The sequence below is a fragment of the Jutongia sp. SJQ-6 genome, assembly GCF_054161275.1.
In genome coordinates this window covers 839,698-852,841 of record NZ_CP195314.1, presented here as the reverse complement: position 1 = coordinate 852,841, position 13,144 = coordinate 839,698, and the positions used below count along the sequence as shown (strand labels likewise).

General features: G+C 41.7%; 12 protein-coding genes. 8 read left to right on the top strand and 4 right to left on the bottom strand.

All coding sequences use genetic code 11. The features are described 5' to 3' along the window. Positions 1 to 8: 8 nt before the first annotated feature. The 6 genes from ACSAJE_RS04055 to ACSAJE_RS04030 all read left to right on the top strand — a co-directional run bounded on the left by ACSAJE_RS04055 (position 9) and on the right by ACSAJE_RS04030 (position 6,957). On the top strand, positions 9 to 926 hold the full coding sequence (locus ACSAJE_RS04055) for a glycosyltransferase family 2 protein (protein ID WP_458009739.1): 918 nt from the start codon (positions 9 to 11) through the stop codon (positions 924 to 926). Positions 927 to 958: 32 nt separating this feature from the next. Further along, positions 959 to 1,774, top strand: coding sequence for a 2-amino-4-hydroxy-6-hydroxymethyldihydropteridine diphosphokinase (folK, locus tag ACSAJE_RS04050; RefSeq protein ID WP_458009738.1), 816 nt, complete (start codon positions 959 to 961; stop codon positions 1,772 to 1,774). A gap of 101 nt (positions 1,775 to 1,875) precedes the next feature. Beyond that, positions 1,876 to 2,925 carry a DUF5050 domain-containing protein gene (locus ACSAJE_RS04045; RefSeq protein WP_118690913.1) on the top strand — a complete coding sequence of 350 codons (1,050 nt, stop codon included), beginning with the start codon at positions 1,876 to 1,878 and terminating at the stop codon, positions 2,923 to 2,925. A gap of 26 nt (positions 2,926 to 2,951) precedes the next feature. After that, a complete protein-coding gene (locus ACSAJE_RS04040; protein WP_118690914.1) occupies positions 2,952 to 4,508 on the top strand; it encodes a sialate O-acetylesterase in 1,557 nt (518 codons plus the stop codon). Positions 4,509 to 4,519: 11 nt separating this feature from the next. Further along, complete coding sequence (locus ACSAJE_RS04035; RefSeq protein WP_022025987.1) at positions 4,520 to 5,074, top strand: LemA family protein; 555 nt, start codon at positions 4,520 to 4,522, stop codon at positions 5,072 to 5,074. Further along, positions 5,074 to 6,957, top strand: a complete 1,884-nt coding sequence (locus ACSAJE_RS04030; RefSeq protein WP_458009737.1) for a DUF2207 domain-containing protein — start codon at positions 5,074 to 5,076, stop codon at positions 6,955 to 6,957. Before ACSAJE_RS04035 ends, ACSAJE_RS04030 begins: the two co-directional genes overlap by 1 nt. A gap of 106 nt (positions 6,958 to 7,063) precedes the next feature. On the opposite strand, the gene lysS is transcribed toward ACSAJE_RS04030, so the two are convergent. From lysS to ACSAJE_RS04015, 3 genes are all read right to left on the bottom strand, one after another. Then, the gene (gene lysS, locus ACSAJE_RS04025) at positions 7,064 to 8,560 is read right to left on the bottom strand and encodes a lysine--tRNA ligase (protein WP_458009736.1); all 1,497 of its coding nucleotides are present in this window, start codon (positions 8,558 to 8,560) and stop codon (positions 7,064 to 7,066) included. A 125-nt stretch (positions 8,561 to 8,685) separates the two neighbouring features. Further along, the gene (greA, locus tag ACSAJE_RS04020) at positions 8,686 to 9,165 is read right to left on the bottom strand and encodes a transcription elongation factor GreA (RefSeq protein ID WP_022025984.1); all 480 of its coding nucleotides are present in this window, start codon (positions 9,163 to 9,165) and stop codon (positions 8,686 to 8,688) included. A gap of 467 nt (positions 9,166 to 9,632) precedes the next feature. Beyond that, on the bottom strand, positions 9,633 to 10,205 hold the full coding sequence (locus ACSAJE_RS04015) for a tyrosine-type recombinase/integrase (RefSeq protein ID WP_458009735.1): 573 nt from the start codon (positions 10,203 to 10,205) through the stop codon (positions 9,633 to 9,635). Positions 10,206 to 10,482: 277 nt separating this feature from the next. Here ACSAJE_RS04015 and ACSAJE_RS04010 point away from each other — a divergent pair, with 277 nt between their 5' ends. Then, complete coding sequence (locus tag ACSAJE_RS04010; protein ID WP_044986750.1) at positions 10,483 to 11,085, top strand: Type 1 glutamine amidotransferase-like domain-containing protein; 603 nt, start codon at positions 10,483 to 10,485, stop codon at positions 11,083 to 11,085. A gap of 54 nt (positions 11,086 to 11,139) precedes the next feature. Next, positions 11,140 to 11,658, top strand: a complete 519-nt coding sequence (locus tag ACSAJE_RS04005; RefSeq protein WP_458009734.1) for a ClbS/DfsB family four-helix bundle protein — start codon at positions 11,140 to 11,142, stop codon at positions 11,656 to 11,658. Between the two features lie 138 nt (positions 11,659 to 11,796). Here the strand turns inward: ACSAJE_RS04005 and ACSAJE_RS04000 are convergent, their stop codons facing one another. Beyond that, on the bottom strand, positions 11,797 to 13,092 hold the full coding sequence (locus ACSAJE_RS04000) for a tyrosine-type recombinase/integrase (protein WP_015530038.1): 1,296 nt from the start codon (positions 13,090 to 13,092) through the stop codon (positions 11,797 to 11,799). Between the last annotated feature and the right edge of the window lie 52 nt (positions 13,093 to 13,144).

Genomic DNA, 13,144 nt, shown 5'->3' with positions numbered 1-13,144 from the left:
AGTAGCGGATGGAGCAGACAAAGATCGATATTGTGATACCCGTATATAAACCGGGAAGTGAATTTAGTGATCTGATCAAGCGTTTAATGCATCAAACAGTTGTCCCGGAACATATTTTTATTATGCAGACGATCCGGGATGAATCAGAGATAATGGTACAGTCTATGGATGAGCGTATCCGGATCATACCCGTGATGCAGTCTGAGTTTGACCATGGCGGCACGCGTGCGTTAGGCATGGACAAATCTACTGCAGAGTTTGTCTTAATGATGACGCAGGATGCAGTTCCGGCAGATGAGCATCTGATAGAGAATCTGCTTGCCTGCATGGAGGATACTTCGGTAGCTGTTGCTTATGCGAGACAGCTTGCCCGTCCAAATTCAGGGCGAGTGGAACGTATGACGAGAATCTATAATTATCCTGCACAGAGCCGTATTAAGAGTGAGGATGACAAGAAAGAACTCGGTGTAAAGACATATTTTTGCTCTGATGTATGTGCCCTGTATCGTAAGGCGTATTATGAGCAAGTTGGCGGATTTGTGCAGCCAACGATTTTTAATGAAGATATGATCATAGCATATATGATGATGCAGGAAGGATATCGTGTTGCATATTGCGCAGAGGCAAAAGTGGTGCATTCTCATGATTACACGTGCAGGCAGCAGTTCGCCAGAAACTTTGATCTTGGCGTATCTCATAAGCAGTATGCGGAGGTGTTTGCGAAGGTGTCTTCGGAAAAAGAGGGTGCAGGATATGCAGCGAAGACCGTGAAAACGCTGTTAAAGGGTGGACATGTATGGGATGCTTTTTATTTCTGCGTACAGTGCGGATGCAGATTGATCGGATATCGTCTAGGTCTTGTATATGATAAATTACCGCGTCGTGTATTAATGAAGTGTACAGGAAGTGCGTGGTATTGGAGTTAGAGCAACATTTCAAAAAGCGGGGAGGATGGATCATGGATCACATTCAAATTAAGGAATTAGAAGTATTTGCCAATCATGGAGTACTGAAACAAGAAAATGAACTGGGGCAAAAGTTTGTTGTATCAGTAGATCTTACTGTTGATACAAGCAAGGCAGCCGAATCGGATGATATAGAAGATGCTGTTAATTACGTAGAGGTAGCGGAACTGATCCATTCAGAGACGAAACGCAATACGTTTCAGTTGATCGAGCACCTTGCCGGACACTTGGCAGAGCAGATCTTATTAACATTTCCGTTGGTGAAGTCATTGTCGCTTCGGATAGATAAGCCGTGGGCACCGATACGACTGCCGCTTAAGACGGTTTCTGTAGAGATTCAAAGAGGATGGCATACGGTATGCTTAGGAATTGGTTCCAATATGGGGGATAAGCATGCTAATCTGGACCAGGCTTTGGAAATCTTGGCAGCAGATGAGCATAATCAATTGGTAAAAGTATCAGATTATATCGTGACGGAACCGGTAGGCGGTGTCGAGCAGGATGATTTTTTGAATGGCGCGGTTGTTATGCAGACATTATATACGCCTCAACAGATTTTGGATCAGATTGGAGTCATTGAGAAGAAATTAGATCGTGTTCGAACCATTCATTGGGGACCGAGAACGATCGATGTGGATATATTATTGTATGATGAAGAGGTCGTTGTAGAAGAGAATCTTATCATTCCGCATCCGGAAATGTGTAATCGAAGATTTGTGTTGGAACCGCTTGATCAGATCGCACCATATCGGGTACATCCGATCTGCTCAAAGACAATTCACGAATTGTTGATGGCACTTGATCAGTGAGAGAAGATGATTTTATGCTGTTGATGGCACTTGATTAGTCATTTCCGGCATGGTATTCTTATAGAGGTGGGTAATCGTGGTTTTGAAAGGGAGAGTGAAGAATGGCGGCAAGTTCCAAACATCATGTACGGAATCGGATCTTAGGGGGTCTTGGGGCGGTAATTTTGGTTGTTGTGGGATTTTTTATGTGGCAGAAGACGAAAGTACAGCTATATGATGATCCGAATACGACAGGAAATACGGCAGGAAATCTGCTTAACGGAGGTAAGTTTTGCGAGGCAGATGGCAGGATCTATTATGCTGATCCGTATGATAACGATTCTCTCTATGTAACAGATGATAAATTACAGAAAAGCACGAAATTACATGGAGATACGGTTAGTTATTTGAATGTTGCAGGTGATTATATTTTCTATACGAGACGTAATGACCGCAAGAGTGTTACCGGCGGTAATGTGTTGGCATTAAGTAAAACGGGATTGTTCCGCTTAACGACCGATGGCAAAAATATGGGTAAGCTGTATGATGATCCGACACAGTCTGTGTGCTTATACGGAAACTATCTGTATTATCAGCATTACGATGAAAAAAAGGGATTACAGTTAAATGCAGCTAAGATGGACGGCTCCAGCGATGAATTATTGTTGGATGAGGGAGTATCGCCGTATTCTATTTCGCAGGGCGTTATGTATTATACAGGTTATGACAAGGATCATAACATACATACCATGAATATTAACGGTTCAGATGAGCAGACAATTTACAATGGTAATTGTACTTCATTGATTCGGGCAGGAGAGCATTTGTATTTTATAGATATGTCACAAAATTATGCATTAGTACGTGTGAATTTGGATGGCTCTGATCCGGTCACGATCGTTTCAGACCGCTTGGCGACATATAATGTGGATGAAAAGGAGAGTGCTGTATATTATCAGGTAGATAATGGAACGAGCAATGGATTGTATGTAAAGGATTTAGAGGGTGGAGAAGTGCGTAAGATCGCGGATGGCAATTACAATTATCTGCATCTGACAAGTAAGTATTTGTTTTATGAAACATATGATGGAAAATCTGTCTATGTGATGGATCTGGGAACGGAGCAGGAGAAACCGTTTCAGGCACCGGTAGGCAAGAAAACATCACACTAATAAATAAGTGAAAAGAGGATAAAAGAATGATTCAATTATCAGCTGTTTTTAGCAGTCACATGGTTTTGCAGAGACAGAAAAATATCAGCGTATGGGGAGACAGTGATGCAGAGTCGCTTAAGATTACTTTGGCAGACAAATCTGTGAGTGTGGTTCCGGAACAGGGAAGGTTCCAGGCTATATTACCGCCATTTGAGGCAGGTGGACCATATACACTGACGGTGCAGTCTCAGACAGAACAAGTGGTGTATGAAGATGTTATGATCGGCGAAGTATGGCTTGCCGGCGGTCAGTCCAATATGGAGCTGGAGTTGCAAAATAGCAAAAACGGCAAGGAGATCGTTCAAAATATACATAATGATGGAGTACGCTATTATTATACTCCACAGGTTCCGTATGTAGGGGATAAGTTGGAAGAAGCAGAAAAGGAAAGTGCATGGGATCTGTGTACGCCGGATAAGGCAGGACGATGGTCAGCGGTTGCATATTATTTTGCAGATAAGATCGCGCGAGAGACAGGGGTAACCGTCGGCATTATTGGCTGTAACTGGGGCGGAACGTCTGCTTCCTGCTGGGTGAGCCGTGAAGCGTTGGAAGGAACGCAGGAGATCAAAGAGTATATTGATGATTATGATGCAATTATTGCTGAGCAGGATCCGGAGGAATATATCAAAGCGCGTGAGGCATATCTTGTATATCAGGCAGAGTTTGACAAAAATGTAGGGAAATATTACGAGACAGCAGAGAACCCGACTTGGGAGGAGGCATTACGTCTGTACGGTGAGAATCAATATCCGGGACCAATGGGACCACGTTCAGAGACCAGACCGTGTGGTTTGTACGAGTCGATGCTGCAAAGAGTTTGTCCGTATACGTTACGTGGATTTTTGTATTATCAGGGAGAGGAGGACGATCATCGTCCATACCGCTATTACTCCTTGTTATCAGCGCTGATCCGTCAGTGGAGAGGCGATTGGAAAGATGATACGTTACCGTTTATGCTGGTACAGCTTCCGATGTTCCAAAATGGAGAGGGGGAGCCGGATTACCAGAACTGGCCATTTATTCGAGAGGCACAGATGCGTGTGTTCGACACGTTCAAGCATACCGGGATTGCGGTGATTCTGGATAAGGGTGAGTTTGGCAATATTCATCCGACAGAGAAAGACAGCGTTGGTGAGCGTCTCGCTTTGCAGGCAATGTATGAAGTGTATGGTTTATGCACGAAAGAAGAGGCGTTTGGCCCGATGTATCAGTCTTACCGCATTGAGAATAGTGCGATGATTGTATCATTTGCCCATGCGAAGGGACTACATTGTACAGAGGAAACTTTAACCGGTTTTGAACTTGCCGGTAAAGATAAAGTGTATCATGAGGCGAAGGCAGTTCTAAAGGGAGAAGAAATAGAACTGACTTGTGATGAGGTGAAAGAACCTGTATACGGAAGATATTGCTGGACTAATTATCGACCGGTAACGTTGTTTGGACAAAACGGCATTCCGGCAGCACCATTTCGCACTTCTCGTGAGGATGGTGCAGTTGCAACCGGCAGCCGTAATGGGTTTGATCCCGCAAAAGCATAGGAGGAACAAAGATGATAGGATGGATTATTGGAATAGTTGTTGTACTATTGATCGTTTGTTGGGTGATTGGTACATACAATGGGCTGATCAAAGGAAGAATTGTTGTAGATGAGGCATTTGCAACGATGGATGTGTATCTGAAAAAACGTTATGATCTGATCCCAAATCTGGTGGAAACAGTCAAAGGATATGCTTCGCATGAGAAAGAAACATTGGAAAAGGTGATATCGCTGCGTACCGGCAGTTATGACGCAATGACACCGGAGGAAAAGATTCAGAATGGTGCACAGATCTCTAAAATGATACCACAGATCATGGCAGTGGCAGAGCAGTATCCGGATCTGAAAGCAAATCAGAATTTTATGGATCTGAGTCATAATCTGAATGAAACAGAGGATGATATTGCAAATGCAAGAAAATATTATAACGGTGCGGTGAAGCAGTACAATATGAAAGTACAGATGTTTCCGGGAAGTTTGATCGCCGGTCTGTTTCATTTTGAGACAAAGAAGATGTTTGAGGTTGAGAATGCTGTTGAGCGGCAGAATGTGCAGGTGAAATTTTAGTGGTGGAGAGCATTTGGAGAAAAGGAAAGCTTTTTGGCTTTATGTTGCTTGCCGGGATTTTGCTGATGGCAAAACCGGCTTTGGCAGACTCTTATTATCCCTACGAGATACAAGGATACGATGTCACAGTTAAAGTTGGTAAGGATAATGTGTATCATGTTACGGAGAGGCTGCAGGTGAACTTTAACCAGGCGAGACATGGTATTTACCGAGACATACCGGTTATCAATAACGTAAGTCGTGAGGATGGATCAACTTCCCGTATTCAGGCGCGCGTAACGAATATCAAAACCTATGGTGAAAAAAGGACCGTAGGCCGAGAGGGTTCTTATTGCCGTATTCAACTGGGAGATAAGAATAAGACGCTTGTTGGCGAGCATATGTATCACATTTCTTACGATTACAATATGGGGAAAGATGTACGTAAAGGGGAAGATGAGTTCTATTATAATATCATTGGAACCAGTTGGGATACAACGATCCAAAATGTTACCTTTCATATCATGATGCCGGAAGATATTGACGAAAGTAAAGTCGGTATGGCATATGGTGAGAGTGGTTCGACTAATAATGAGGGACTGCAGTATACGATCAATGGCAAAGTGATGGAAGGATATGTAGATTCCTCCATTATCTTAAATCCGGGAGAGGCAGTTACAGTCAGAATGGTCTTACCGGATGGATATTATGATCAGGTCAAACAAAGGATCTGGCCGGCGCTGATCAGTATTTTGTTGTCCTTGGCAGCAGCGGGTGCAGCATTTCTGCTTTGGTGGAAAGTCGGACGGGATAATGTGGTAGTGGAAACGATACAGTTCCATCCGCCAAAGGAATTCAATAGTGTAGAGGCAGCCTTTGCCTATAAGGGCAAGGTGGATGCGAATGATGTTATATCGTTGTTAGTGTACCTGGCACAAAAGGGTTATATAGAAATTGTTGAAGGGAAGAAGGGCCTGCTTGGAAATCAGGATTTTACGATCCGCAAATTGAAAGAATATGATGGAAATAATGCGATAGAACGGGCATTCATGAAAGGATTGTTTCGTGGCTTTGATGTTACCAATAAAGATCAGCTGAAGGATAAATTCTACAAGACGGTGAATAAGATCTTGAAAATGGTAAATACAAAGCAAAATAGACAAGTGTTGTTTTATGCCAATTCCATTAATAAGCATTTGATCTGTTATGCGATGATGGCGGGGATTTTCTTTTTAGCAACGTATCTGCCGATATATGATTATACATACAATGCGACATTTTCACTAACAATACCGATCATGTTTGGTTTTGTGCTGGCATTTATTATTCGGACGATCTTTAGTTCAGAGACGATCTTTAGTAAGATCCTCAGCGTCGTGATGTCGATCGCTATGATCAGCGGGTATTGTCTGGGACTGCGTAATGTTGTGTTATATACACCGACAATTTATCGGATCGCTTTTGTGTTGGCGATTATCGCATGTGGTGTGATCATGTTCTTTGATTATTATATGCCAAAGCGTACAGAGTATGGCACGGAGGTTTTGGGACGATTACGAGGATTTCGGACATTTTTGCAGACAGCAGAAAAAGATCGCCTGGAGACTATGGTAGAGCGTGAACCGCAGTATTTCTACAATATATTGCCGTATGCATATGTGCTTGACGTGTCGGATATATGGATGGAGAAATTTGAATCTATTGCGATCGAACCACCGCAATGGTATTCATCTCATGGGCATTACAACACGTTTGATACAGTGCGGTTCCATCATTTTATGAATACGACGATGCGGTCTGCCGCAGCGGCAATGACGTCGACGCCAAGCTCTAAGGGAAGTGGAGGTTCTGGTGGCGGTCATTCCGGCGGTGGTTCCGGCGGAGGCGGCGGTGGATCTTGGTAAAGATCTTTCAAAATAAAAAAGCCTTTTCAAAATGATTTCTCATTTTGAAAAGGTTTTTTGTTTTCTTAATTCATTTTACACGGTTTAAACACCTATTTATAGAAATTTACTTGTCGAGGCTCTTCATTGTCGGGAACAACAACACATCTCTAATTGCCGGTGAGTTTGTCATCATCATAACCATGCGGTCAATACCAAATCCAATTCCGCCGGTAGGAGGCATACCAATGCTCAAAGCATTCAAGAAGTCCTCATCGGTGTGATTTGCTTCATCATCACCAGCTTCGAACGCTTTCTCCTGTGCCTCGAAACGCTCTCTCTGATCGATCGGATCATTCAACTCAGAGTATGCATTTGCCATCTCCCAGCCGTTCATAAAGAACTCAAAACGCTCTACATAATCCGGATTGTCCGGTTTCTTCTTAGTCAGAGGAGAAATCTCGATCGGATGATCCATGATAAAGGTTGGCTGGATCAAATGCTCCTCTACATATTCCTCGAAGAAGAGGTTGAGAATGTCACCTTTTTCATGACGATCCTCGTATTCAATATGATGCTCATCTGCCAATTTCTTAGCAGCGGCTGTATTTGCAACTTCGTTGAAGTCAACATTTGCGTACTTCTTAACCGCGTCTACCATTGTGATACGCTCAAACGGCTTGGACAGATCCATTGTATGCTCGCCGTAAGTAAGCACCTCCGAACCGGTTACTTCCTTTGCAATGTAACGATACAGGTTCTCTGTCAGATCCATCATGCCGTGATAGTCTGTATATGCCTGATATAACTCCATCAACGTGAACTCCGGATTGTGTCTAGTGTCCAATCCCTCGTTACGGAATACACGGCCGATCTCGTATACACGCTCCATGCCGCCCACGATCAATCTCTTTAAGTACAACTCCAAAGAAATACGAAGTTTTAAGTCTTCGTCCAAAGCATTAAAGTGTGTCTCAAATGGTCTTGCGGCTGCACCACCGGCATTGGAGACAAGCATTGGGGTCTCAACCTCCATAAAGCCCTGTCCATCCAAATAGCGGCGAATGCTGCTGATTACCTTGGAACGCTTGATAAAAGTATCTTTAACGTCTTCATTCATGATCAAATCGACATAACGCTGACGATAACGAGTATCTGTGTCAGTCAGTCCATGATATTTCTCCGGAAGGATCTGCAGACTCTTAGATAATAACGTAACTTCCTTCGCATGGATAGAGATCTCTCCGGTCTTTGTCTTAAAGACAAATCCTTTGATACCAAGAATATCTCCTACATCATATTTTTTGAAATCCTTATAGGAATCCTCGCCAATGTCATCTCTAGCGACATATGCCTGAATGTTACCCTGAAGATCCTGCACATTACAGAAAGATGCCTTACCCATGACACGCTTAAACATCATACGGCCTGCCACTGACACTTCTTTTCCCTCTAATGTATCATAGTTATCTTTGATCTCCATAGAATGATGTGTAACATCATATTTTGTAATAACAAAAGGATCCTTGCCTTCTGCCTGTAAATTTTCTAATTTTTCTCTACGAACTTTGAGAAGCTGGTTGATATCCTGCTCCTTCTGTGGTTTCTTCTGCTGCTCAGCCACGATCTTAGCCCCTTTCTCTTATATCTATCGACGATTTCTGTATGCAGATTTTCTTGTTTCTGCAAGTTCATGCTATTATACAAAATCTATTATTCCTATATTTCAAGGATCTCGCATTGCATTTATTATTTTTGAATCTCAAGGATCTCATATTGCAATACAGTTCCCTTTGGTGTTTCAACATCAACAGTCTGACCTGCTTTCGCACCGATCAATGCAACACCAACCGGAGACTCATTGGAAATCTTACCACCAAGAATGTCTGCCTCCGTAGAACCTACGATCTTATACTGCATCTCTTCTCCGGAAGAAAGATCTTTGATGCGAACGGTAGAACCAATGTTGATCGCATTAGCATCAACATCTTTGCTGCTGACAACCTCTGCATTTTTCAAGATCTTCTCGATCTCTTCAATACGGATCTCAATATCTCTCTGCTCATCTTTCGCTGCATCATACTCGGCGTTCTCGGACAAGTCACCCTGTTCTCTTGCCTCTTTAATCTTTGCTGCAACTTCTTTACGTCTATTTACCTTTAAGTCCTGTAATTCATCTTCCAGTTTTGCAAGACCTTCTTCGGTCAAGATGTTTTTCTTTTCTGCCATGATATCCTCTTTTCTGCGTGCGTATTTTCTTCGTAATCAAATTGTTACTGGTGCCGGTCACATCTATCATCTGCGCTTCGCACGCTGTGCACAGATGGAATTTATATGCCAGCACACACTATCGTGTAATTATAACACAATCTTGCGCGTTTTGACAATGCTGTTTTTAAGATACCAAAACAGATTTTTGAATGAATGATGTATAGCGGCAAATTTGTCGGCTTAGTACGATAAAGCACATTATTAAAGAGGAAACTATTCAGAAACGCTTGGAACAGGCGGAAGAGGAATAGCAGTACTCTTGAGTGCCTGCATGATACTCAAATAAAGATGACGGCGCTACAGCACAAAATCGTGGAACAGAAAAGCAGCGTGGTGGCTGTTGTGGTCAAGCTTTTTTGTAACACTTTTGGCTAAAAAAATATCTGTATTAACTCATGCGGCTAGCCATCTCTGTTACAACTTTATTATAGCACTTCATTTTTAGGGCGACCACATTTGTACCAATACTCTGTGAGAAGGTCTAAATTTTTTTGAGACAGAATTGTATACCTGTCAATTCTGCCTTTGGTTTCACGAACATGAATCGTCATGTTGGTACGTGAAATGTCATCATAATGAAGATGAACAACCTCTGATACACGTAATCCGGAAGAATACATAGTTGCAATAATCGCTTTATGCTTCAGATTCGGAGTGGCGTCAATGATTGCATTTATTTCATCGTGGGATAGAACAGCAGGAAGATTTCGCTCTCTTTTCATAGCCGGAACAGTGTCATCATCCCAGACAATCTTCAGCACCTTTTTATATAAGAACTTGATTGCAGACCGATAGTGATTTTGAGTTTCAGGAGACCTTCCTTCCAGACGTTTGGCAGTAAGAAAACTTTCCGCATCTTCAAGTGTAAGATCAGAAACATTTTTTCCAATCCAACGAAGGAAGTAACTGACATCAGAGCAATACAGTTGAATAGTTCTTTCACGCAGGTTACGTTTTTCCGCTTCATTGCGGATGGATTCAAAAATATCTTTATACATAATAAAACCTCCAGAATAAGTAGTGTTAATAATTACATCTACCTATTCGGAGGTGCATTGGCGTCATAATTCCGATTGCGGAAGAGACTGGAAAATGTTATTCTTATCATAGGCAGTGGAGCTTTCTTAGTTCAGTTGTTTCGTGTGGTAACTTAACAATAACGGATTATGAAAAGTAATGCCTCTGCTTTTTTAATAAAAATAAAACTGCGCTACAGCCTTGGCAGGCCATCGCGCAACGATTTTGTTCAATCGGAATTTATAAAGGAGAATATTGATGAAACTATTTTTATGTTCGCACTTTTCAAGTGTGGGAAGTCTGATAAAGGAAGAAATTGAAAATAAGAAAGTCGCATTTATTCCAACAGCTTCACTGCGTGAAGGCTACACCGGTTATGTCGGCTCGGCTCGAAAATTATTCAAAAAGTTGGGAGCAATCGTAACTGAAATTGATATTTCAACGGAGGCTTATTCAACGATACAGTCTGTTTTTGAAGAAGCAGATGTGATATATTTTACCGGCGGAAATTCTTTCTTTCTTATGGACCAGCTCCGTAAAACGGGAGCTGATGGGCTACTGAAAAAGGAATTGGCAAATGGAAAATTGATGATCGGCGAGTCGGCAGGCGCAATTATATGCGCTCCAAGCATCCAATATATCGAGCAAATGGATGAAAAGCCGGAGGACTACTCACAAGAAGATGATGCAGGGCTTGATTTGATTGATTTCTATGTTCTTCCGCATTATCTTACAGCACCATTTAAGAAAGTTACCGAGAAAATAATGACTGAGTTTTCGGATTTGAATCTATGCCCGATTAACAACCGTCAGGGAATTGTAATTGATGGTGAAGGTTCAAAGGTTATTTGCAAAGACTAATTTGAAAATTCCTGTTTTTGAAACTGGAAAATCGGAAGCTGAGGAGATAGACTATTGAGAACATATGAGAATAAAGACGAGCTTAAAAACGAGATAAATAAAAGCTTTGCAAAATATATTTCAGAATTTAATGATATTCCGGAGCATTTAAAAGATAAGAGAATTGATGAGATCGATCGAACTCCGGCAGAAAATCTTGCTTATCAGGTTGGCTGGACAACTCTTGTTATTAAATGGGAATCAGACGAAAGAAAGGGTATTCCTGTCAATACTCCTTCGGATAATTTTAAGTGGAATCAGCTTGGCGAATTATATCAATGGTTTACAGATACATATGCTCAGCTGTCACTGCAAGAATTGAAAGACAGATTGAATGAGAATATCAACTCTATTTATGCAATGATTGATTCTCTGAGTGATGAAGAATTATTTAAACCACATATGAGAAAATGGGCTGACGAAGCAACTAAAACAGCTGTCTGGGAAGTATACAAATTCATACATGTTAATACAGTTGCTCCGTTCGGAACCTTTAGAACCAAGATTAGAAAATGGAAAAAGATTGCACTATAACTTCCAGTTTGCCGAAATATCTTTCTAACTTTCCCTATTTTACAGGATTTTCAGCCCATTCATTAGTGAAATGATATGTATTTTCCCTTATTTTTGCCCTTATGAGATAATCGTAAGGGAAATAAGGGAAAGTTTTATTTAGTCGTTGCCTGCCACTTTATCAAGTAACTTTGCGGATTCCCGCTTGGCTTTTCTTGTGGAATGGGCGTAGACATTCATTGTGGTACTGACATCTGAGTGTCCTAACAGTTCCTGTACATCTTTCGGAGCTGCTCCATTTGCCAGAAGGTTGCTTGTGTAGGTGTGTCGCAACTGGTGAAAATGAAATCCTTCAAATCCATCCAGTTTCTGAGCAATCTTCCTGCAAACAATTCCTAACGTGCTTGGCAGTTCCAAACTTCCATCCGGTCTTAAGCAGACAAAGGATATTTCCTTATAATCTTCTGGAACATTCTCTGTTCCGTCCAGATGATAGAACTCATAGTAAACTCTGTTTTTGTCTTTTACTTCTCTGTAGTAGTTTTTGTGGTAAAGTTCTCCGTACTGCATTCGGTTTTTAAGTTGTTCCTTTCGGGCATTGCGAAGAATCTCTGCCAGTGTATCTCCAAAATCAACAATCCTTACCTTTTTTCGTTTGGTTGGTCCGATGATATTCTTGTGCCTTGAACCATCATATCGGATACTTCGTCTGATCGTAAGGCACTGTTCTTCAAGATTTACATCCTGCCATGCCAGACCACAGGCTTCACCGATACGAAGTCCTGCATAATAAGCTATCTGGATTGGAAGTATTGCCGGTGGATTGTAATCCTGTAGAAATTCAATCAGTCTTTCATAATCCTCTCGTGGAATTGGCTGTATATCGCCATCCATGTCATCATCAGAAAACAGGTCAACCTCATCCGTCTGGTATTTCAGCTTAATATACTGCATCGGATTGAAAGTGATATATTGCTTTGGGGATACTGCAAACCGGAATGACTGCTGTAATACTGCCGAGAAAGAACGAATGTAATCTTTGCTGTAACCTTTTCTTTCTGAACCATCTGGATAAGTGCCACCAAAGGAAAGCAGATCGAAGAAGGCTTGTAAATGCTCAGATGTTACATTTTTCAACTTTCTCTCTGAAATTGGATGCTTCTTGATGTTGGTAATAGCACCGAGGTAATTCTGGACTGTTCCATTACTGAGAGTACCGGTCTTTAATTCTTCCTCTGCCCATATATCAAGTAATTCTCCAACTGTAATATTTTCCGACTTTGCAATGAATTTCTTGCTTTCGTAATCGTCCATTGCCTGACGGAGCAGTTTTTCCGTTTCACTTTTGCTTTCTGTTCCAGCGTATTCTTTCTGAACCAGATTGCCGCTTGCATCTTCTACATAGAAGCGGTAGTACCATTTCTTTCCTTTTTTTCTTACAGATCCTTTTGCCATAATCGTGTGTCTCCTTTCGATATCAGACAATCGGAACTGATGAAATGCTTCT